Source organism: Pseudomonas sp. NPDC087817, from assembly GCF_044742875.1.
Classification (GTDB): domain Bacteria; phylum Pseudomonadota; class Gammaproteobacteria; order Pseudomonadales; family Pseudomonadaceae; genus Aquipseudomonas.
In genome coordinates this window covers 28,229-50,726 of record NZ_JBIUVJ010000036.1, presented here as the reverse complement: position 1 = coordinate 50,726, position 22,498 = coordinate 28,229, and the positions used below count along the sequence as shown (strand labels likewise).

Here is a 22,498-nt window from a genome sequence, read left to right as displayed (position 1 = left end):
GAGAGACGGTCGGTTAAGTTTTCAAACATTGCGCGATCCTTTCAGGCCCTGTGTAGACCGGGATAATGGCGGCCCAGACCGGAATCAACATGTGCTCGGCGAGCCTGCGGCGTGGGCAGGTCGCGGATTATAGCGAAGACTGCGGCTGGCGGACACCTCGCTGTCAGCTTCCTGAGTCTTTCGTGCCATGGCGGTTCTATGCCAAACTCAGCCCCTTTCGGGCTTGCCTAACAGGATTTATGCTCCCCTTGTCACCCAGTTTGCTTACCACTCTCGCCGCCGCCCTTCTATACGCCGCTGCGACTCTTTATCAGAGCACCCGTCTGGCCACCGGCGCCAAGGCGAACAAGCGCCTGCTGGTTACGCTTGGCGTCCTCGCCGTGGTCGCCCACAGCGCCAGCCTGCTCACGCATTTGCTGACCCCGATCGGTCTGGGCCTGGATTTCTTCAGCGCCTCCAGCCTGATCGCCGCAGCGGTGATCGCCCTGACGCTGATCGCCTGCTCACGGATTCCGGTGGAGAACCTGCTGGTGCTGCTGTTTCCGCTGGGCGCAGTCACCGTGTTGCTGGCGCAGTTCGCGCCGACCGGCACGGTGCAGATCATCGATGAAGAGCCGGGCATCCTCGCCCACATTCTCTTGTCGATCCTCGCCTACGGCATGTTCACCATCGCGGTGTTCCAGGCTTTGCTGCTGCTGGTGCAAGACCACCAGCTCAAGCACAAGCACCCGTCCGGCCTGATCAAGAACTTCCCGCCGCTGCAAACCATGGAAAGCCTGCTGTTCGGTTTCCTTTGGGCCGGCTGGACGCTGCTGTCACTGTCGCTGATTTCAGGCTGGCTGTTCGTCGAAAACCTGTTCGCTCAGCATTTGGTACACAAAACCCTGCTGGCGTGCCTGGCCTGGGTGGTGTTCAGCGTGCTGTTGTGGGGCCGCAATCGTCTGGGCTGGCGCGGCCACAAGGCGATTCGCTGGACCCTCGCCGGTTTCTGCCTGCTGATGTTGGCTTATTTCGGCAGCAAACTGGTTCGTGAATACATCCTGCACATCTGACGGGCGGCATAAATGGACGGTTTGCCCATAGGGCCGATGCTCGCAATATTCGCCCTGCTGATTTTATGGTCGGGGCTGTTTACCGCCGTCGAAATCGCGCAGCAACACCTGCTCGCGCAACGCACCGCCTCACGCGCCAGCGATAAGCCGCTGGCCAGGCTGAGTTTCCCGCTCGACAGCCTGATCCTGTGCAATACCTTGTGCCGGGCACTGGCAGTGATCATCGCCACGCTGCTGGCGATTTTCCTTTGCGAAGAAAACGGCCCGTGGGCCGCTTGCCTGAGTGCCGGCGTGATCTTGCTGGTCTTCGCCGATTACTTCCCGCGCTCGCTCGCCAAACGCTATCCGGACGCCGTGCTTTCTTTCGGCAATACCTTGCTGGCGGTGCCCTTGAAAGCGGTTTACCCATTGGCCTGGCTGCTCAGCCGTATCAGCGGTTTGCTGACTCGACCTTTTGCGCGCAAAGCCCAAGTGGTGCAGCAAAGCGAGGACGACCTGGCGGCGGATCATCCCGATGATCCCGAACATCCGACACGTACGCACCCGGTGTCAGGCATCCATGCGCTGGACAACATCACCGTCAACGACATTCTGGTCCCGCGCAGCGACGTCGACGGCATCAACCTTGATGACCCGATCGAAGACATCATCGAACAACTGCGCCACAACAAACGCACGCGCCTGCCGGTGTTCCACAGCGACATCAACCAGGTCGAAGCGGTGCTCAATACCCGGCAGATCCGCCATCTGCTGAACAACGACAGTCTGACCCGTGAAGCGCTGCTGGCCGCCAGCTACGAGCCGTACTTCGTGCCGGAAAGCACGCCGTTGCAACTGCAACTGCTGAACTTCCACAAGCAGCAGCGCCGGTTGGGCATGGTGGTGGACGAGTACGGCGAAGTGCTGGGCATCGTCACCCTGGAAGACATTCTTGAAGAGATCGTCGGCGAGTTCGAAAGCGAGCACAGCCTCGACAACCCGCACATTCACACACAGGCCGATGGGCGCATGGTCATTGATGGCGCGGCATCAATCCGTGAGCTGAATAAATGCCTGGGCTGGCACTTGCCAAGCGACGGGCCGAAGACCCTGAATGGCTTGGTGACCGAAGCGCTGGAGACCATCCCGGAAAGCGCGGTTTGCCTGAAGATCGGCCGTTATCGATTGGAGATCCTCGAAACTGAGGAGAACCGGGTGAGCAAGGTGTTGATCTGGCATACCTCTTCGGTGCCTGCCAAGATCTAAGCGTAGTTGTGGCGAGGGAGCCTGCTCCCGCTCGGGCGTGCAGCGTCCGCAAATGTGCTGGGGTCGCTTCGCAACCCAGCGGGAGCAAGCTCCCTCGCCACAGAATCTCTACTGACCTCAGGTTTCATTGGCTCTGCCAGCCCTCTTGTTCATTTGTTAGCCCCCTTCCTATAATCGAGGCGCTTACCCAAGCGCAGCCGGTCCATGTGCTTATCCAGCACGATTCGGATCTCGGCCTTTTTCCGCAACAAACCGGCGACTGTTCCTACTCGAAACAGCGCTCGCGCCTCATCCCACATCCCTGGGTGTTCGACCATAATAATTCGCTCCAACGGAGCTCATGACTGTCAGGGATCACCGCATGACGACCAGTACCGCTTACAGCGACACCGCGCCTGCCCAACCGACCAATTCCGCCACCCGCGTGGCGACCGCGAGTTTTATCGGCACCGCCATCGAGTTCTACGATTTCTATGTGTATGCCACGGCCGCCGCGCTGGTGATCGGGCCGGTGTTCTTTCCGCAGACCTCCGGCACCGCGCAGATGCTGTCGGCGTTTCTGACCTTCGGCATCGCGTTCCTCGCCCGACCGCTGGGCTCGGCACTGTTTGGCCACTTCGGTGATCGCATCGGGCGCAAATCGACGCTGGTAGCCTCGCTGCTGCTGATGGGTGTTTGTACGACACTGATTGGCGTGCTGCCCGGTTATGCCAGCATCGGGGCCTGGGCGCCGATTCTGCTGTGCGTATTGCGCTTCGGCCAAGGGTTGGGGCTGGGCGGCGAATGGGGCGGCGCGGCGCTGCTGGCCACGGAAAACGCGCCGAAAGGTAAACGTGCGTGGTTCGGCATGTTCCCGCAGCTTGGCCCTTCGATTGGTTTTCTCGCCGCCAATGGTCTGTTTCTGACCTTGGCCATGACCCTCACCGACGAACAATTCCGTAGCTGGGGCTGGCGGATCCCGTTTCTGCTCAGTGCGGCACTGGTGATGGTGGGTCTGTACGTACGCCTGAAACTCCATGAAACCCCGGTATTCGCCAACGCCATCGCCCGCCAGGAAAGGGTGAAAGTGCCGTTGGTCGAGCTGTTCAGTCAATACTGGGCACCGACGCTGCTGGGCGCTGCGGCGATGGTCGTATGTTATGCGCTGTTCTATATCTCGACGGTGTTTTCCCTAAGCTATGGCGTATCCACGCTCGGCTACAGCCGTGAGACGTTCCTCGGTCTGCTGTGTTTTGCCGTGTTGTTCATGGCGGCAGCCACGCCGTTGTCAGCCTGGGCCAGTGACCGTTACGGGCGCAAACCGGTGTTGATCATCGGCGGCGTGCTGGCGATTCTGTCCGGGTTTCTGATGGAGCCATTGCTGACGCAGGGCTCGACCTGGGGCGTGGCGCTGTTTCTGTGTATCGAGTTGTTCTTGATGGGCGTGACGTTTGCGCCGATGGGGGCGTTGTTGCCGGAGTTGTTTCCCACTCATGTGCGTTATACCGGCGCGTCGGCGGCGTATAACCTCGGCGGCATTGTCGGGGCCTCGGCGGCGCCGTTTTTCGCGCAGAAACTGGTGGCGATGGGTGGTTTGAGTTATGTCGGCGGGTATGTGTCGGCGGCGGCGGTGCTTAGCTTGATTGCGGTGCTGTGCCTGAAGGAAACGCGCAATAACGATCTGAATCAGGTTGCCTGATAGATCGCCATCGCGGGCAAGCCCGCTCCCACAGTGTCCGTGTCGAACACAAAATTTGTGAACACCACTGAACCTGTGGGAGCGGGCTTGCCCGCGATGGGCGCGACTCGATTAAAGCTCTACAACGACAGCCTGAGCAGCACGGGTCGCTTTGGCACGAGCCGCTTCGATCGACTCATCCCGCGCCAGCGCCACACCCATGCGACGCTGGCCATTCACCTCCGGCTTGCCGAACAGACGCAATGCCGTGTCCGGTTCGCTCAACGCCGCACCAAGGTTGGCGAATGCCGTCTGGGTCGACTGCCCTTCCACCAGAATCACCGCCGAAGCCGATGGCCCGAACTGACGGATCAGCGGCACCGGCAGACCAAGAATGGCGCGTGCGTGCAGGGCGAACTGCGACAAGTCCTGCGAAATCAGCGTCACCAGACCGGTGTCGTGCGGGCGCGGCGATACTTCGCTGAACCACACCTGATCGCCCTTGATGAACAACTCGACGCCAAACAGACCACGGCCACCCAATGCTTCGGTGACAGCCTTGGCAACACGCTCGGATTCAGCCAGTGCAATCGGGCTCATGGCTTGTGGCTGCCAGGATTCCTGATAGTCACCCTTCTCCTGACGATGACCGACTGGCGCACAGAACGTGGTACCACCAATATGACGCACGGTCAGCAAGGTGATTTCGTAGTCGAAATCGATGAAGCCTTCGATGATCACCCGACCTTTGCCGGCGCGACCGCCCTCTTGTGCGTAATCCCAGGCTTTCTGCACGTCATCGGCGCTGCGCAGCAGGCTCTGACCCTTGCCCGACGAACTCATCACTGGCTTGACGACGCAAGGGAAGCCCAGATCCTGCACGGCTTTGCTGTAGTCCTCGAAGGTGTCGGCAAAGTGGTACGGCGAGGTCGGCAGATCCAGCTCTTCGGCAGCCAGACGACGGATGCCTTCGCGGTTCATGGTCAACTGCGCAGCACGGGCGGTCGGGATCACGGTGAAGCCTTCGGCTTCCAGCTCGACCAGAGTGGCGGTGGCGATGGCTTCGATTTCCGGCACGATGAAGTGCGGTTTCTCGGCTTCGATGACGGCACGCAGCGCGGCGCCGTCGAGCATGTTGATCACGTGGCTGCGATGGGCAACCTGCATGGCCGGCGCATTGGCGTAACGGTCAACGGCGATCACTTCAACGCCCAGACGTTGCAGTTCGATTACCACTTCCTTGCCCAACTCACCACAGCCACACAGCAATACGCGGGTCGCGGTTGGCGACAATGGAGTTCCGATACGGGTCATCTCAGGTCCTCAAAGAAGCGGATCATCGAGGAAAGCGTCGCCATGCGCACTTTCCATGGGGAGAAAGCGCGGCATTTTACATGAACCCGAAGGTTTGGCTTCAGCTGGCGACGGCCTGTTTGCGTTCGCGCCAGGCCATGATCAGCCAGACGGCGGTAACGCCGGCGAATTTCGAGGCCAGGGCGGTGATGATCACCGGCGGCGTCATCAGGTCGATCATGCCGAAGAAGATGAAGGTATCGAGAGGAATGCTCAGTGCCGAACTGATCCACAAGCGGTCACGCAACGGCCGTTTGGTGATGCTGAAGACCAGCCAGTCGATGATCTCGGACACCGCAAACGCCGTGGCACTGGCCAGGGCGATGGACGGATCGGAGGTGACATACGACAACACCAGCGCCGCCAGCATCGCCACGATGGCGCCGTGGCCGAAGCGGGTTTGCACCATGTCACGCAGCACGAATACCAGGCCGCCCCAGGCCGACCAGATGATGTCCAGGTGGGGCGCGGTGGAGAAGGCAAAGTTGATCAGCACGACGCTGCTGATGTAGGCGATGAGGAAAATCATGGGGGCGACCTGTCAGTTTGGCGCACAGATTACTGGACCCGTAGATCAAGAGCCACCCCAGCCCTCTCCCCCAGGGGGGCGAGGGGGAAAGGGAGCAGATCTTCGTGTGATCGAATCCCGATTTCGACTCGAGAACGCAGGTCGGTACGGACCGAACCATCAACCCGGTCATCCCCTCCCCCTTCAGAACAGAGGGAAAGCGAGCAGATCGGGGGCTTTGAAAACTTGAGCTCAACTCAATCGTTCAGGTCGATGTAGCTCAAACTATCAACTCGGTCAGTCCCGTCTCCCTCTGGGAGAGGGCTAAGGTGAGGGCATTCTCGAGTTGATCACGATTTCGAAGGCACCATCCACACCAACCCACTCGCCTTCGCCCGCTCATGACACAACCCCAGCACCACGCGTCGCTCGTCATTGCTCATGCGGCCCCAGCGGGTGATCTCCGCGACCGTGCGCTGGCAACCAGTGCAAATATCGTCTTCGTCCAGCGCGCAAATATTCACACAAGGCGAGGCGACCGGTCTTTCGACAGTAGTCATTCTTCCTGCTCAACCAGATCACGCGCATAACGCTGGGAGTTATGCACATAGTGCGCAGCGCTCGCTTCGAGCATCTTCTTCTGCGCCTCGGTCAGCTCACGCACAACCTTGCCCGGCGAGCCCATCACCAGCGAACCATCCGGAATTTCCTTGCCCTCACCAATCAGCGAGTTGGCGCCAATGATGCAGTTCTTGCCGATCTTCGCGCCGTTGAGAATCACCGCGTTGATGCCGATCAGGCTGTAATCGCCAACGGTGCAGCCGTGGAGCATGGCGTTGTGACCAATGGTCACGCCGGTGCCGATGGTCAGCGGATAGCCCATGTCGGTGTGCATCACGGTGCCGTCCTGGACGTTGCTGTTCTTGCCGATCAGGATCAGTTCGTTGTCGCCGCGCAGCACGGCGTTGAACCAGACGTTGGCGCCCTCCTCCAGTTTGACCTTGCCCACCAACACGGCATTGGGGGCGACCCAGCTCTGCGGGTGGGTTTCGACACGGGCGTCGCCCAAGCGGTATTTCATCTTGTTTTCCTCAGGGCTCACGGGGATGGCCATTCGAACGATGGCTTACGTGTTAATAAAGCTTTTAGGCGGTTGATGCAGACTAATCTTCGCGTCATAGAGCAGATTGATCAACTCGACGATCATGATCGCCGTCAGCCCCCAGATCTTGAACTCGCCGTAGCGATAACTCGGTACGTACCAACTACGGCCCTGATAGTCGATGCGATGGGTGTGTTCGCGGGGATCCTTGCGGAAGAATTCGAGGGGGACACTGAACACGGCGGCGATTTCCGCGTCGTTGGGCTGGTACTCGACAAAATCGGGGATCACGCCAACGTAAGGTGTGACCTTGATTCCATGCAGAGAGATCAACGGGCTCAGCGGGCCGATCACTTCGACCAGTCCCGGCGGCAGGCCAATCTCTTCTTCGGCTTCACGCAAGGCGGTGAAGATCAGGTCCGGGTCTTCCGGATCGCGGCGCCCACCCGGGAAGGCGACTTCGCCGCCATGGGTCGAGAGACCGCTGGCACGCAGAGTGAGTACCAGCTCAGGCTCGGCACTGCGGGTGATCGGCACCAGCACGGCGGCCTCGGGGAAACGTGTGTCGGTCTCCAGCGTGCGCGGTGTGTGGTTGCTTACCCGATGCAGTAGCTCGTCCAGCATGAGTGTTCTCGATCTGTGCCTTACCCGGCATCATGCACCAATCATAGCGGCCGCCCAAGCCCCTCGCCGGAGCATGTCGCGAAACGACAACTTGCCGACCGGCACCGCTGCACGCCAAGATAGGCGCAGCATTCAGGAACCCCAGCATGAAATTTTGCAGCCAGTGCGGCAACCCGGTGACACAGCGCATTCCCGAAGGCGACTCGCGGCTGCGATTTGTCTGTGACAGCTGTCAGACCATTCACTATCAGAATCCCAACATCGTTGCCGGTTGTGTCGCGACCTGGGGCTCTAAAGTATTGCTCTGCCGCCGCGCCATCGAGCCGCGCCTCGGTTACTGGACGTTGCCCGCAGGCTTCATGGAAAACGGTGAGACCATCGAGCAGGCTGCGATCCGCGAAACCGCCGAGGAAGCCTGCGCCCGGGTGCGCGACCTGAGCATCTATACCTTGATTGATGTGCCGCACATCAGTCAGGTGCATGTGTTTTTCCGCGCCGAACTGGTCGATCTGGATTTCGCCGCCGGCCCCGAAAGCCTCGAAGTGCAACTATTCGACGAAGCCGACATTCCATGGGATGAGCTGGCTTTCCGCACGGTGGGGCGTACCTTAGAATGCTTCTTCGCTGATCGGCGCGCCGAGGCCTACCCGGTTCGTTCCGAATCGATTCCGCCGCTGGCCCAGCCGGTCATTATTTGATCCGGCGACGGCACCGGCTAGAAGATCAAAAGATCGCAGCCTGCGGCAGCTCCTACACTTAACGTCATATTTGCGTCACTTCCTGGGGAATCGTTTCAATGCGTTGGTTGCTTGCCCTGTTTTGCCTGTCATTCGTCACGGTCTCGCAAGCGTCATTCGTGACCACCGTGACGCCGTCAAAGACACCTCTGATCGAGAAAGTTCTGGTTCTCAAATCCGCCCATCAACTACAGCTGATCGTCGACGGCAAGCCACTCAAGACCTATCGCATTTCCCTGGGTAAGGGCGCGAAAAAAGGGCCGAAACTGATTGAGGGCGACAAACGCACACCTGAAGGTTTCTATTGGATCGACTGGCGCAAGGTCAGCGAAAAATTCAACCTGGCAATGCACATCTCCTACCCGAACATCAGCGATTCGGCACGCGCCCGGCGTGAAGGCGTCGAGCCTGGGGGGATGATCATGATCCACGGCACCCCCGACACCGAGGAAAACCCCGAGGACCTGTTCCACACACTGGACTGGACCGACGGCTGCATCGCCATGCGTAACATGGACATGCGCGAAGTCTGGGGCCTGGTGCCGGATGGCACGATGATCGAGATTCGCCCGTAAAGACTGACCACCGGTCACTCCGAAAAAAATAAATCAAAAGATCGCAGTCTGCGGCAGCGCCTACAGGGTTGATACCACTTCCCACTGTAAGCGCTGCCGCAGACTGCGATCTTTTGCTTTTTAAAGCCCCCCCCTAATACCACTTAAAACCATCACCCCTAGAAACCGCCATTTTATTAGGCCATGAACCATTTCCCTGCGTTGACATGGTATTCAAGTGGTATTAATTTCCGCCCCACAAGCGAGCCACAACAATCCTATACTCGCGCCGGAAATGACCTACATGAACGACTTCCACGCCCTACGCCCAGATGACTCCCAGCCGACGCCGCTGTACCTGCAACTGGCGCGCAACCTGGAAGCAGCGATTCATGCCGGGCAGTGGAAAGCCGAACAGGCGATGCCATCCGAGCGCAATCTCAGTGAACAGCTCGGCATCTCCCGGGTCACTGCCCGCAAAGCACTGGAGGTCTTGCTCGATCAAGGTCTGATCCGTCGCTTGCAGGGTTCCGGCACATTCATTACGCCACGCCTGGAACAACCGCTGTCACGCCTTTCGGGTTTCAGCGAGATGCTCCGCCTCAAGGGTTTTGTGCCCAGCTCACAGTGGCTGGAGCGGGAAATCACCCTGCCGACCCACGAAGAATTGATCCGCCTGAGCCTGTCGCCGAACGACAAGGTCGCGCGCATGAAACGCCTGCGCAAAGCCGACGACACGGTGATGGCGATCGAGATGAGCACCCTGCCCGCCTCGATCATGCCCAAGCCACAATTGGTGGGCGATTCGCTTTACGAATACCTCGACGGCATCGGCAAACCGATTGTCCGCGCCCTTCAGCACATCCAGGCGATCAACGCCTCGGACGAGTTCGCCGCGCTGGTCGGCATCGCCCCCGGCACCGCCATGCTGCTGATGACCCGGGTCGGCTACCTGGAAGACAACACGCCGATCGAAGTCACCGACACCTATTGCCGCAACGACTACTACGACTTTGTTGCAGAGCTGCGCCGCTAAAACGGCCCAAAGCGAGAACCGAAATGTCCGAAGACAACATCCTCACCGCCAGCGGCTGGATTCGCGGCCGGCTGGTCCACGAACACGGCAAAGTCGTGTCGATTGAAGGCGTGCCGTGCGATCCGGCGACCAATGACCTGCCCTATCTGCTGCCCGGCTTCATCGACCTGCATGTCCACGGCGGTGGCGGCAAAGACATCATGGAAGGCGCCAACGCGTTCGAGACCATCACCAAAACCCACGTGCGCTTCGGCACCACCTCGCTGCTGGCCACGACCATGACCGCACCGAGCGCCGAGATCTCCAGTGTGCTCAAAGAGGTCGGAGTATTCTGCGAACAGCGTCCGCAAGGCGCCGCGCGGGTACTCGGCGTGCACCTCGAAGGCCCGTACATCAATCCCGGCAAACTCGGTGCACAACCGAACTTTGCCCACACCGCGTTGATGGCCGAAGTCGAAGAATACCTGGCGCTGGCCCCGATCCGCGTGATCACCATCGCCCCGGAAATCGCCGGCCATGACGGTTTGATCCGAGAACTGAGCAGCCGTGGCGTGCGCATGCAGATCGGCCACACCCTCGGCAGTTACGAGGAAGGCGTCGCCGCACTGGAAGCTGGTGCCACCAGCTTCACCCATTTGTACAACGCCATGAGCCCGCTGCATCACCGCGAGCCCGGCATCGTCGGCGCGGCACTGGCCCACGCCAAATTCGCCGAATTGATCCCGGATTTGCTGCACGTGCATCCCGGCGCCATTCGCGTGGCCCTGCGTTCGATCCCATGCCTGTATTGCGTCACCGACTCGACCGCCGCCGCCGGCATGCCCGACGGTGAGTACAAGCTCGGCAGCCACACCGTGACCAAATGCCTGGGCGGCGTGCGCCTGCCCGACGGCACGCTGGCCGGCAGCACCCTGACCATGGATCAGGCCCTGCGCAACCTGGTGAAGATCGGTTTGCCGATCAGCGAGGCCTCGCAACGTCTTTCGCAATTCCCCGCCGACTACCTCGGCATCACCGAACGCGGGCGCCTTGAACCAGGCGCCTGGGCCGACTGCGTGCGGCTGGATCGCTCACTCACACTGACCGCCGTCATGGTCGAAGGAGAAGACATTGACTTCAAAAATGCTTGAAGAGGCGCTGTCCTCGTTCGAGGCCGTGCAGGCCCAACTGCAACAACTCGACCCGCAGATGATCGAGATCGCCGGGCGCTTGCGCCGTCAGCCACCGCAAGTGGCGATGACCGTTGCGCGCGGCAGTTCCGATCATGCGGCGAGCTACTTCGCCTACCTGACCATGCAGCAACTGGGCGTACCCGTTGCGTCGTTGCCAATGTCGGTGGTGACCATGCAACAAGCGCCGTTGAAGGTCAGCGGTCAGGTCGCGTTTGCCTTTTCCCAGTCGGGGCAAAGCCCGGATCTGGTCAACAGCCTGCGCCTGTTGCGCAAGCGTGGTGCGCTCAGTGTGTCGATGGTCAACGCTGCCGACTCGCCACTGGAAGCGGCGTGTGAATTCAGCGTGCCATTGCTCGCCGGTACCGAAAGCAGCGTCGCCGCGACCAAAAGCTTTATCGCCACCCTCAGCGCCAGCGCCCGTTTGATCGCGCACTGGAAAGAAGACAGCGAATTGCTCCAGGCTCATAACGCCCTGCCCGAAGGCCTGCGTGAAGCGGCGAAACAGGATTGGAGCGTGGCCATCGATGCCCTGCGCGATTGCGAACGCCTGATGGTCATTGGTCGTGGCGCCGGTTTTGCCATCGCCCAAGAGGCGGCGCTGAAATTCAAGGAAACCTCGGCCATTCAGGCTGAAGCGTTCAGCAGCGCCGAGGTCCGTCACGGCCCCATGGCGCTGATCGACGAACACTACCCGCTGCTGGTCTTCGCCCCACGCGGTGCCGAGCAGGCCGGCCTGTTGAGCCTCGCGGCAGAAATGCGCCAGCGCGGCGCCCGCGTGTTGCTGGCCGCACCGGACGACGTGAGCGAACGCGACTTGACCCTGAGCCGCGCCGAACACCCGGCCCTTGATCCGATTCTGGCCATCCAGAGTTTCTACGTGATGGCCGCAGGCCTCGCCGTAGCCCGTGGCATGGACCCGGATCAGCCGCGCCACCTGAGCAAAGTTACGCGTACGCACTAAGCCCGAATGACTGCACACCTGATGAGACCGAGCCATGTACAACAACAATAAAGAGCTGACCCTCAGCGCCCCGCTCAGCGGCCCGGTGCTCACGCTCGCCAAAGTCCCGGACGCAGTGTTCGCCAGCGGCGCGATGGGCGATGGCATTGCCATCGATCCCGTCAACGACACCCTGTACTCGCCGTGCGCCGGCGTGATCATCCACGTCGCACGCACCGGCCATGCATTGACCGTGCGCGCTGACAATGGCGCAGAAATCCTCCTGCACCTGGGCCTCGACACCGTTGAACTGAACGGCGAAGGCTTCTCGATGCTGGTCAAGGAAGGCCTACGCGTCAGCAAAGGTCAGCCGCTGTTGCGCTACGACCTGGACAAGGTCGGTCAGCAATGCAAAAGCCTGGTCAGCTTGTTGATCCTGACCAACAGCCAGGATTTTCAGGTGCGACCGATCACACTGAAAGCGGTGAAAGTCGGCGAGCCGCTATTGCACATCGTCGCGCGCAACAGTTCGTCGGCTAATGCTGAAGAGCTGGGCGGGCCTGAAGTTCATGGACATGTCCTGGTTGCTCATCGCGGCGGTTTGCATGCGCGCCCTGCCGCGTTGATTCGGCAGACCGCGCAAGGTTTCAAGAGTCAGTCGCAGTTGCACTTCGCCGGTAAATCGGCGCTGTGCAACAGCCTGATCGGATTGATGGGGCTGGCGATCGGCGAGCAGGATGAAGTGCAGGTCAGCTGTCAGGGTTCGGACGCCGAAGCCGCGCTGCAAGCCTTGCTCACGGCATTGGCGACTGCTTTGCCGGATGACCATCACGCTGCCGCACCGGTAAGTGTTGCGCCTCTTAAACGTGCGGCCGAGGCTGGCGTTCTGCACGGCGTTTGCGCCGCGCCGGGACTGGTCGGTGGCCCGCTGTTTCGCTTGAACGCGATCAGTTTGCCAGTGGATGCAGGCAATCATGACCCGGTACAGCAACTGCAAAACCTCGACACCGCACTGAATCAGGTTCGCTGCGAAATCGACAGCACCCTCACCCAAGCCAAAAAGCAGAAGAATGCCGACGAAGAAGCGATCTTCGCTGCGCATCTGGCACTGCTCGAAGACCCGGCCCTGCTCGACGCCGCACAACAATCCATCGAGCAAGGCACCGCAGCGACTCACGCTTGGAGTCAGTCGATTGATGTCCAGTGCGAAGTGCTCCAGCACACCGGTAGCGCGCTGCTGGCCGAACGCGCCAACGACTTGCGCGACCTCAAGCAACGGGTGCTGCGTGCCCTGCTCGGCGAAGCCTGGCATTACGACGTGCCGGCCGGTGCCATCGTCGCCGCGCATGAACTGACACCGTCGGATCTGCTGCAACTCAGCGCTCAGGGTGTCGCCGGATTGTGCATGGCCGAGGGCGGCGCGACTTCACACGTAGCGATTCTGGCGCGCGGCAAAGGTCTGCCGTGCATTGTCGCTCTGGGTGCAGCATTGCTTGATCAACCGCAGGGCCAAGCGGTGGTGCTTGATGCTGATGGTGGGCGCCTCGAACTGGCACCGAATACCGAGCGCCTGGCTGAAGTTCAGCAAGCGCAACTCGAACGCAAACAGCGCCGCGACGTTCAACAAGCCAAGGCTCATCTGCCGGCAGAAACGCGCAATGGTGTGGCCATCGAAGTGGTCGCCAACGTCGCCTCAAGTGCTGAAGCGGCGGACGCCTTTGCCAACGGCGCCGACGGTGTCGGTCTGCTGCGCACCGAGTTTCTCTTCGTTGATCGCCAGACCGCGCCGGATGTCGAAGAACAGCGCAGTGCCTATCAAGCCGTGATCGACGCGATGGGCGATAAATCGGTGATCATCCGCACCATCGACGTCGGCGGCGACAAGCAACTCGACTACTTGCCACTGCCCGCCGAGGCCAACCCGGTACTCGGCTTGCGCGGCATTCGACTGGCGCAGGACCGACCAGAAATCCTCGACCAGCAACTGCGCGCGCTGCTGCAAGTCAGCCCGTTACAGCGCTGCCGCATCCTGTTACCGATGGTCACTGAAGTCGACGAACTGCTGCACATCCGTCAGCGCGTCGAGGCGTTATGCCTGGAACTGGGCATCAGCCAACGTCCGGAAATCGGCGTCATGATCGAAGTCCCCGCCGCCGCGCTGCAAGCCGAGCAACTGGCCGAACATGCCGACTTCCTCTCCATCGGCACCAACGATCTGTCGCAATACACCCTGGCCATGGATCGCGATCACGCCGGTCTGGCCGCCCGCGTCGACGCCCTGCACCCTGCTCTGCTGCGTTTGATCGCCATGACCTGTGAAGGCGCGGCGGTGCACAAGCGTTGGGTCGGCGTCTGCGGCGCCCTCGCCTCGGATCCGCTGGCGACGCCGGTGTTGATCGGCCTCGGCGTCACTGAACTGTCGGTGAGCCCGGTGCAGATCGGTGAAATCAAGGATCGCGTGCGCCAGTTGCACGAAACCGAATGCCAACGCCTCGCCCGCGACCTGCTCAAGCTGAGCAGCGCCGCAGCGGTGCGTCATGCCTGCCACCAACATTGGCCTCTGCGCTAACAAAAAGCTCTCTATAAAAGAGCAGGGAGAACCACCATGTACCAACTCTTCATCGAAGGCCTGCAACGCCTCGGCCGTGCGCTGATGCTGCCGATCGCGATCCTGCCGATCGCCGGCCTGCTACTGCGTCTGGGCGACACCGACCTGCTGAACATCGCGATCATCCACGATGCCGGCCAAGTGATCTTCGCCAACCTGGCAATGATCTTCGCCATCGGCATCGCCGTCGGTTTCGCCAAGGACAACAACGGCACCGCAGGCCTGGCCGGGGTGATCGGTTATCTGGTGATGATCTCCACCCTCAAGGTGCTCGACGCGAGCATCAACATGGGCATGCTCGCCGGGATCGTCAGCGGCTTGATGGCCGGCGCGCTGTACAACCGCTTCAAGGACATCAAGCTGCCGGAGTACCTGGCGTTCTTTGGTGGCCGACGGTTTGTACCGATTGTCACCGGGTTCGCTGCGGTCGGGTTGGGCGTGGTGTTCGGCTACATCTGGCCGCCGATCCAGCACGGCATCAACAGCTTCGGCGCCTTGATGATGGAAAGCGGTAGCATTGGTGCGTTCGTGTTTGGCGTGTTCAACCGCTTGCTGATCGTCACTGGCCTGCACCACATCCTCAACAACATGGCGTGGTTCGTGTTCGGCAACTTCACTGATCCAACCACCGGCGCACTGGTCACTGGTGACCTGTCGCGCTACTTCGCTGGCGATCCGAAGGGCGGCCAGTTCATGACCGGTATGTTCCCGATGATGATCTTCGGCCTGCCGGCCGCGTGTCTGGCGATGTATCGCAATGCCCTGCCGGAACGCCGCAAGGTGATGGGCGGGATTTTCCTGTCGATGGCGCTGACTTCGTTCCTGACCGGGGTGACCGAGCCAATTGAATTCGCTTTTATGTTTCTGGCGCCGCTGCTGTATCTGCTGCATGCGCTGCTGACCGGGTTGTCGATGGCGATTACCAATGCGCTGAACATCCATTTGGGCTTCACGTTCTCGGGCGGTTTTATCGACATGGTCCTGGGCTGGGGCCGCTCGACCAATGGCTGGTTGGTGATCCCGGTAGGGCTGGCTTATGCGGTCATCTATTACGCGGTGTTCGACTTCTGTATCCGCCGTTTCAATCTGAAAACGCCGGGCCGTGAAGACGTGGCCGCAGCCGAGAAATCTGTGCTGACAGAAAACGAGCGCGCCGCTGCGTACATCAAAGCCTTGGGCGGCGCCGAGAACCTGGTGACTGTCGGTGCGTGCACCACGCGATTGCGCCTGGAGATGGTTGATCGCAACAAGGCGTCCGATGCCGATCTGAAAGCGCTGGGTGCGATGGCGGTTGTACGCCCGGGCAAGGGCGGCAGTCTGCAGGTTGTCGTCGGACCGATGGCTGACAGCATTGCTGATGAGATTCGCCTGGCGATGCCGGCATTGGGCCGGGCGGTTCTTGCTGAGCCTGTTGCGGTTGTCGATGAAACGAAAGGCGTTGTGGTCGCAGGTTCGGAAGCTCAGCAATGGCTGAAAGCGCTGGGTGGTAGCGACAATGTGCTGCAACTGGACTGCATTGCGATGAGCCGGATTCGCTTGTTGCTGGCAGATGCCAAGGCCTCGTCTGAGGCCCAGTTGAAGGAGCTGGGTTGTCAGGGTGTCAGCCAGTTGGAGGGTGGGGTCTGGCATTTGCTGGTGGGGGACAAAGCGGCGAGTTTGAGTGGAGCGCTGGAGGCGTTAGTCAATCGCAGTGAGGTCAGTGCCAAGGTTTAAACCGCAGCAAAATCCAACGGAATCACTGATCAATGAAGGCCGCTACGCTATGAGGCACAGCGGCTTTTTATCGGTTACTTCCCTGCAATAACAGTAAATGTACGAGCAGGTGAAAAACCAGCCTCTCCTCTCGCGGTAATCGAATGAAGAGCTCGCGTCAAACCCGTCAGGCTCAGAGCCCAGTGTCCGGCAGCAGTCGCAACTACTTGTCCCCTCACAACAACACCGTCCAAAATTTGAACATTCTCTCCAGCACCTGCCAACCCGTTCAACTGCACAGAAGTTGCCGTAGTGGCACCACCGTTGGGAATCTCTGAGCCTTGATCGTCTTTCACAGAAGTAATTGCAGGCACAGCATTTTTATCAACAGACATAGCTAAGTTCCTTCTTACCAGTTTTGGATGGAAGGCTTATCAGACAGGAGTTGGCGAAATCGCACCACTGTCAGAAATTACAGGTCGGCGAGTGTTTCCGATGAACGGTCAACGTCACATCTGAAGCTGCGATTGAGCCGCGAGCGACAATTTTCCAAAGTCGTGCGCTTGAGCAGGCTCGCCCTATTCAAATGGGGCGAGCCTGTTTTCGATACCCCCAATGGATCAGGTTTGTGGGTCTACCCGATCCAGCGCACGGTTTACCGCCAGTTCGGCGAGCATGACGATTTGCTGGATGCCTAATACCGTGCTGCGCTGAGAACCGCTTAGCTCATTGGCGAAGTTGCTGGCGGCGGTGCTTGCCGAGGCTAACGATTCGCAGGCGTGGGCGAGCAGGCTTTCGGTGTCGACTTGGGGGCAGACCATGAACATGGTGCTCGGTCGGCGGGGCTTTGCGGGCTCGGGGCACAGGTAGAAGTCGAGGGCGCGTTTGATGGCTTCGCGGTTTCGGGCTTGCTCTTCGGCGCGGAGGGCTTCTTCGAGTGGGGTTTTGGTTTCGGGTGGATCGGGGACGGGCTTGGTCATTGCAATGATCTCTAATCAAATGATTGAAGCCATCACTGGTCGTTTCTCACGCGACGAAGAGGTGGCAGCTATGTACGGAGTGAGAAACCGGTAAGAGATCAATCCGGCCGAACCGAAGTCCGCCCGCACACAGCCGCCATAGAACATTACCGGCAGCAAATGAGCTGGCGGCGATTATGGTGCTACTGACGTTTGATTAAAACCTCTTACCGGGTTCTCACACCCGATCACCGATTTGCGGTGACAACCAAAGACTAGAGACCGGACGTCCGACGGACAACCTGAAAACCTTGTGGGAAGGTTCTGGTGATTTGATGCATTTTTAAACAGCCTTGGGTGATGGGGTGGCTGGGCGGCCTCATCGCCAGCAGGCTGGCTCCCACAGTTGGATTGCGTGCATCCAGATAGAGACTGGTCGGCTGTCAGGCCGCCATCGCTGGCAAGCCAGCTCCCACAGGGATTGAGGTACATCTGCGGGTGATTGGTTGGTTGTGAGGTCGCTATCGCGAGCAGGCTCACTCCCACAATTGGATTGTGTGCATCCAGATAGAGACTGGTCGGCTGTCAGGCCGCCATCGCTGGCAAGCCAGCTCCCACAGAAAAGCAAAGCAGCGCCACTTACTCGCTCCTGCTTCTCACCACTCAACAGGATGAGCGTTAGCTCGGCTGCAGCTCTTGATCTTGATCCACAGGCCCCGTCGGCAGGCTGAGTGGAGGGATTCATCCGGGGAGGACATCGAGAGGAGGTGCAGCGAAGCAAACCGGAGGCGATGCCCCGGATGAAACCCGGAGCGAAGGAACCCCGAGCCTTAGCGAGTGGGCCGAACGTTGGGGCAAGCGTTTTTTTGCTTACTTTTTTTAGGCGTTTGTAAAAAAAGTGAGTCGCCGTAAGGGCGAAACCGTCAGCCGCAGCAACCGAAGAAACGGATATTCACCCAGTCAGCCAGAGCATGGTCGCCTATAAGGGCGCCATCGCTGGCAAGCCAGCTCCCACAATGGAATGAAGTCGCCCTTCAAATCGCAGACAACAAAAAACCCACAGACAATCACTCATCTGCGGGTTTCTTGTTTAAGCGGCTATCAAAAATCTTCCAGCCGCCACACCTCATAAGCCGGCGCCTCGTACGGATGACTAAGCTTCAAAGCCGCCACAACAGCAACAATCAACTCATCCGCAACAACAAGCTCAACCTTCCATTCCTCAACCCGCTCAACCTGGCCCGCCTCCCCAATAAACGGCTGACTCCCGTCCAAAGGTCGAAACTGGCCCAAGCCAAGCACCTGCCACGCACAGTGGTCATAGTCACCGATCCGCCCACCACCCGCAGCGAACACAGCGCCTTTGACCACCTCGACATGACTGTCAGGAACAAAAAAACCCAGCTTGTACACGACGCTTAGTTAACCCAGACGCGAGCGTTACGGAACATACGCATCCAAGGAGCGTCCTCGTTCCAGTCTTCCGAACGCCACGAGTTCTGCACCGCACGGAACACCCGCTCCGGGTGCGGCATCATGATCGTCACACGGCCATCACGGCTGGTGAGACCAGTGATCCCGCGCGGCGAACCGTTCGGGTTGGCCGGATAACGCTCGGTGACCTTGCCATGGTTGTCGACGAAACGCATCGCCACGCAACCCGACAGATCCGCTTCCAGCAGTGCTTCTTCGCTGGAGAACTCGGCATGACCTTCACCGTGAGCAATGGCGATCGGCATACGCGAACCGGCCATGCCTTGCAGGAAGATCGAGTTCGATTCCTGGATCTGTACCATCGCCACGCGCGCTTCGAACTGCTCGGAGCGGTTACGCACGAAGTGCGGCCAGAACTCGCTGCCCGGGATCAGCTCGTGCAGGTTGGACATCATCTGGCAACCGTTGCACACGCCGAGGGTGAAGCTGTCGTTACGCTCGAAGAAGCCCTGGAAGGCATCGCGGGCGCGGCTGTTGAACAGCGCCGACTTGGCCCAGCCTTCACCGGCGCCGAGTACGTCGCCGTAGGAGAAACCACCGCACGCCACCAGACCTTTGAACTCGTTCAGGTCGACGCGGCCAGCGAGAATGTCGCTCATGTGCACGTCGATCGCGTTGAAACCTGCGCGGTCGAACGCGGCGGCCATTTCCACCTGACCGTTGACGCCCTGCTCACGCAGCACGGCAACTTGTGGGCGGATGCCTTTCTTGATGTAAGGCGCGGCGATGTCCTGGTTGACGTCGTAGCTGAGCTTGACGCTCAGGCCCGGGTTGTCTTCTTCCAGCAACACGTCGAACTCTTGCTCGGCGCAGTCGGCGTTGTCGCGCAGACGCTGGATCTGGTAGCTGGTCTCGGCCCACTGACGTTGCAGCAGACGACGCTGGCCTTCGAACACGGTGTCACCGTTGAAGGTGATGTTGATCTGGCCATTGTTGATCGGCTGACCGATCACCGACACGCAGTCGCCCAGACCGGCCGCGCTGAATTGCGCGAGGATATCTGGCGTGGCGTCCTGACGAACCTGGATCACGGCACCCAGCTCTTCGTTGAACAGGATCGCGGCGATTTCCGCCGAGGATTCGGCAACGCTGTCCAGGTTCAGGCTCAGACCGCAGTGGCCGGCGAAAGCCATTTCCACTACAGACGTCAGCAGACCACCGTCGGAACGGTCGTGGTAAGCCAGCAGGTGACCGTCGGCGTTGAGGCCTTGAATGACCGCAAAGAAGGCTTTCAGGTCTTCGGCGTCATCGACGTCCGGCGCGTGTTTGCCGAGCTTGCCGTGAACCTGGGCAAGGATCGAGGCGCCCATGCGGTTCTGGCCGCGACCGAGGTCGATCAGGATCAGGTCGGTGGTGCCCTTGTCCATGCGCAGTTCCGGGGTCAGGGTCTGACGGATGTCAGCCACTGGCGCGAAACCGGTCACGATCAGCGACATCGGCGAGGTCACGGTTTTTTCTTCGCCGTTGTCGTTCCAGCGAGTGGCCATGGACATCGAGTCCTTGCCGACCGGAATGGTGATACCCAGCTCAGGGCACAGTTCCATGCCGACCGCTTTCACGGTGTCGTACAGACGTGCGTCTTCGCCCGGGTGGCCGGCAGCCGACATCCAGTTCGCCGACAGTTTGATGTCGGAGAGCTTGTTGATGCGCGAAGCGGCAATGTTGGTCAGGGTTTCGCCGATGGCCATGCGGCCCGACGCCGGGGCGTCCAGCAGCGCCAGCGGAGTGCGCTCGCCCATCGCCATGGCTTCACCGGTGTAGACGTCGAAACTGGTGGCGGTGACGGCAACGTCGGCCACCGGAACCTGCCATGGGCCGACCATTTGGTCACGGGCCACGAGGCCGGTGATGGTGCGGTCGCCGATGGTGATCAGGAAGCTCTTGCTCGCCACAGCCGGGTGATGCAAAACGCGTTCGATGGACTCGGTGATGTCGAGGTTCGACGGATCGAAGTCATCGCCCAGTTCGGCTTCACGAACCACCGAACGGTGCATGCGCGGGGCTTTGCCCAGCAACACTTCCAGTGGCATGTCCACCGGGTTGTTGCCGAAGTGGCTGTCGGTCACGGTCAGTTGTGGCTCGGCAGTGGCTTCGCCGACCACGGCGAACGGGCAACGCTCGCGTTCGCAGATCGCCTGGAAGCGCTCGAAATCTTCCGGGCCGACGGCCAGAACGTAACGTTCCTGGGATTCGTTGGACCAGATTTCGTGCGGGGCCATGCCCGGCTCGTCGTTTGGAATGTTGCGCAGTTCGAAACGGCCACCGCGGTCGCCGTCGTTGACCAGGTCCGGGAACGCGTTTGACATAACGCCCGCGCCCACGTCGTGGATGAAGCTGATCGGGTTCTTGTCGCCCAGCTGCCAGCAACGGTCGATGACTTCCTGGCAACGACGCTCCATTTCAGGGTTTTCACGCTGCACGGAAGCGAAGTCCAGGTCCGCCGAGCTGGTGCCGGTGGCCATGGAGGAGGCAGCGCCGCCGCCCAGACCGATCAGCATCGCCGGGCCGCCGAGCACGATCAGCTTGGAGCCGACGACGATTTCGCCTTTCTTGACGTGCTCTTCGCGGATGTTGCCCATGCCGCCAGCCAGCATGATCGGCTTGTGGTAACCACGAACTTCGTCACCGTGCGGGGTGGTGATCGATTGTTCGAAGGTACGGAAGTAGCCAGTCAGGGCCGGACGACCGAATTCGTTGTTGAACGCGGCGCCGCCGAGCGGGCCTTCGATCATGATGTCCAGCGCGGTAACGATGCGCTCAGGCTTGCCGTACGGCACTTCCCATGGCTGTTCGAAGCCCGGGATCTGCAGGTTGGATACGGTGAAACCGGTCAGGCCAGCCTTTGGCTTGGCGCCACGGCCGGTAGCACCTTCGTCGCGGATCTCGCCACCGGAACCGGTAGATGCGCCCGGGAACGGGGCAATCGCGGTCGGGTGGTTGTGCGTTTCAACCTTCATCAGGATGTGCACCGGCTCCTGCACCGCACCGTACTGGCGGGTCTCAGGGTTCGGGAAGAAACGGCCGGCAACGTTGCCGACGATTACCGAGGCGTTGTCCTTATAAGCCGACAGAACGCCTTCGCTGTGCATCACGTAGGTGTTCTTGATCATGCCGAACAGGCTTTTTTCCTGGTTCTCACCATCAATATCCCAACTGGCGTTGAAGATCTTGTGGCGGCAATGCTCGGAGTTGGCCTGGGCGAACATCATCAGTTCGATGTCGTGCGGGTTGCGCTTGAGACCGTTGAAGGCGTTGACCAGATAGTCGATCTCGTCTTCGGCCAGGGCCAGGCCCAGCTCGGTGTTGGCCTTTTCCAGCGCGGCGCGACCGCCGCCGAGGATGTCGATCGCGGTCAGCGGCTTCGGTTCGGCGTGGCTGAACAGGCCGGCGGCCTGTTCGAGGTTGGCCAGAACGATCTGGGTCATGCGGTCATGCAGGACGTCGGCAATCTGCTGGGCTTCGGCTTCGCTGAACTGACCGGCCACGTAGAACGCGATACCGCGCTCCAGACGCTGGATCTTGCTCAGGCCGCAGTTGCGAGCGATGTCGCTGGCCTTGCTCGACCATGGCGAGATGGTGCCAAAACGCGGCAACACCAGGAACAGACGACCGGTCGGCTCTTGTACCGGAACACTTGGGCCGTACTTCAGAAGGCGCGCAAGCACCTGCTGTTCGTCGCCGGTCAGGACGCCGGTGACTTCGGCGAAGTGAGCGAATTCAGCATACAGGCCACTGACAGCTGGAACCTTCTGGCTCAGTTGCTCA

At 60.3% G+C, this 22,498-nt stretch carries 19 protein-coding genes; 10 read left to right on the top strand and 9 right to left on the bottom strand.

The annotated features are described in order from the left end of the window. Window positions 1-239 precede the first annotated feature (239 nt). The 3 genes from ACIONG_RS20485 to ACIONG_RS20475 all read left to right on the top strand — a co-directional run bounded on the left by ACIONG_RS20485 (window position 240) and on the right by ACIONG_RS20475 (window position 3,975). Entirely contained in the window at window positions 240-1,052 is an 813-nt protein-coding gene (locus ACIONG_RS20485; RefSeq protein ID WP_103306394.1) for an inner membrane protein YpjD, read from the top strand. Window positions 1,053-1,064: 12 nt separating this feature from the next. Further along, window positions 1,065-2,297, top strand: coding sequence for a transporter associated domain-containing protein (locus ACIONG_RS20480; RefSeq protein ID WP_103306393.1), 1,233 nt, complete (start codon window positions 1,065-1,067; stop codon window positions 2,295-2,297). Between the two features lie 361 nt (window positions 2,298-2,658). Further along, entirely contained in the window at window positions 2,659-3,975 is a 1,317-nt protein-coding gene (locus ACIONG_RS20475; RefSeq protein WP_401302355.1) for an MFS transporter, read from the top strand. 111 nt (window positions 3,976-4,086) lie between these two features. Here the strand turns inward: ACIONG_RS20475 and purT are convergent, their stop codons facing one another. The 5 genes from purT to ACIONG_RS20450 all read right to left on the bottom strand — a co-directional run bounded on the left by purT (window position 4,087) and on the right by ACIONG_RS20450 (window position 7,541). Beyond that, window positions 4,087-5,268 carry a formate-dependent phosphoribosylglycinamide formyltransferase gene (purT, locus tag ACIONG_RS20470; RefSeq protein ID WP_003221968.1) on the bottom strand — a complete coding sequence of 394 codons (1,182 nt, stop codon included), beginning with the start codon at window positions 5,266-5,268 and terminating at the stop codon, window positions 4,087-4,089. 100 nt (window positions 5,269-5,368) lie between these two features. Then, window positions 5,369-5,836, bottom strand: coding sequence for a VUT family protein (locus ACIONG_RS20465; RefSeq protein WP_025112183.1), 468 nt, complete (start codon window positions 5,834-5,836; stop codon window positions 5,369-5,371). A 329-nt stretch (window positions 5,837-6,165) separates the two neighbouring features. Next, entirely contained in the window at window positions 6,166-6,375 is a 210-nt protein-coding gene (locus ACIONG_RS20460; RefSeq protein WP_103306391.1) for a DUF1289 domain-containing protein, read from the bottom strand. Further along, window positions 6,372-6,896 (bottom strand): gamma carbonic anhydrase family protein, encoded by a 525-nt coding sequence (locus ACIONG_RS20455; protein WP_095138284.1) that lies wholly within the window; start codon window positions 6,894-6,896, stop codon window positions 6,372-6,374. The genes ACIONG_RS20460 and ACIONG_RS20455 overlap by 4 nt, the downstream gene beginning before the upstream one ends. Before the next feature lie 45 nt (window positions 6,897-6,941). After that, window positions 6,942-7,541, bottom strand: a complete 600-nt coding sequence (locus ACIONG_RS20450) for a CoA pyrophosphatase (RefSeq protein ID WP_123534344.1) — start codon at window positions 7,539-7,541, stop codon at window positions 6,942-6,944. Window positions 7,542-7,687: 146 nt separating this feature from the next. On the opposite strand from ACIONG_RS20450, the gene ACIONG_RS20445 reads away from it, so the two are divergent. From ACIONG_RS20445 to nagE, 7 genes are all read left to right on the top strand, one after another. Further along, window positions 7,688-8,239 (top strand): NUDIX hydrolase, encoded by a 552-nt coding sequence (locus ACIONG_RS20445; RefSeq protein ID WP_401302352.1) that lies wholly within the window; start codon window positions 7,688-7,690, stop codon window positions 8,237-8,239. A 98-nt stretch (window positions 8,240-8,337) separates the two neighbouring features. After that, window positions 8,338-8,853 (top strand): murein L,D-transpeptidase family protein, encoded by a 516-nt coding sequence (locus tag ACIONG_RS20440; RefSeq protein ID WP_123534340.1) that lies wholly within the window; start codon window positions 8,338-8,340, stop codon window positions 8,851-8,853. A 283-nt stretch (window positions 8,854-9,136) separates the two neighbouring features. Then, window positions 9,137-9,868 (top strand): GntR family transcriptional regulator, encoded by a 732-nt coding sequence (locus tag ACIONG_RS20435; protein WP_103306386.1) that lies wholly within the window; start codon window positions 9,137-9,139, stop codon window positions 9,866-9,868. Window positions 9,869-9,891: 23 nt separating this feature from the next. Continuing rightward, window positions 9,892-10,998, top strand: coding sequence for an N-acetylglucosamine-6-phosphate deacetylase (nagA, locus tag ACIONG_RS20430; protein ID WP_401302349.1), 1,107 nt, complete (start codon window positions 9,892-9,894; stop codon window positions 10,996-10,998). Then, window positions 10,979-12,001, top strand: coding sequence for an SIS domain-containing protein (locus tag ACIONG_RS20425; protein WP_401302347.1), 1,023 nt, complete (start codon window positions 10,979-10,981; stop codon window positions 11,999-12,001). The genes nagA and ACIONG_RS20425 overlap by 20 nt, the downstream gene beginning before the upstream one ends. 34 nt (window positions 12,002-12,035) lie before the next feature. Continuing rightward, complete coding sequence (gene ptsP, locus ACIONG_RS20420) at window positions 12,036-14,549, top strand: phosphoenolpyruvate--protein phosphotransferase (protein ID WP_401302345.1); 2,514 nt, start codon at window positions 12,036-12,038, stop codon at window positions 14,547-14,549. Window positions 14,550-14,585: 36 nt separating this feature from the next. Then, entirely contained in the window at window positions 14,586-16,301 is a 1,716-nt protein-coding gene (gene nagE / locus ACIONG_RS20415; RefSeq protein WP_401302343.1) for an N-acetylglucosamine-specific PTS transporter subunit IIBC, read from the top strand. Between the two features lie 74 nt (window positions 16,302-16,375). Here nagE and ACIONG_RS20410 read toward each other — a convergent pair whose 3' ends face one another. From ACIONG_RS20410 to purL, 4 genes are all read right to left on the bottom strand, one after another. Then, a complete protein-coding gene (locus ACIONG_RS20410) occupies window positions 16,376-16,675 on the bottom strand; it encodes a hypothetical protein (protein WP_401302341.1) in 300 nt (99 codons plus the stop codon). 225 nt (window positions 16,676-16,900) lie between these two features. Beyond that, window positions 16,901-17,260 carry a DUF6124 family protein gene (locus ACIONG_RS20405; RefSeq protein ID WP_401302339.1) on the bottom strand — a complete coding sequence of 120 codons (360 nt, stop codon included), beginning with the start codon at window positions 17,258-17,260 and terminating at the stop codon, window positions 16,901-16,903. A gap of 1,080 nt (window positions 17,261-18,340) precedes the next feature. Further along, on the bottom strand, window positions 18,341-18,652 hold the full coding sequence (locus tag ACIONG_RS20400) for an NGG1p interacting factor NIF3 (RefSeq protein WP_401302337.1): 312 nt from the start codon (window positions 18,650-18,652) through the stop codon (window positions 18,341-18,343). Window positions 18,653-18,657: 5 nt separating this feature from the next. Beyond that, window positions 18,658-22,498, bottom strand: a 3,841-nt coding sequence (gene purL / locus ACIONG_RS20395; protein ID WP_401302335.1) for a phosphoribosylformylglycinamidine synthase, incomplete at its 5' end; no start/stop codon positions are given.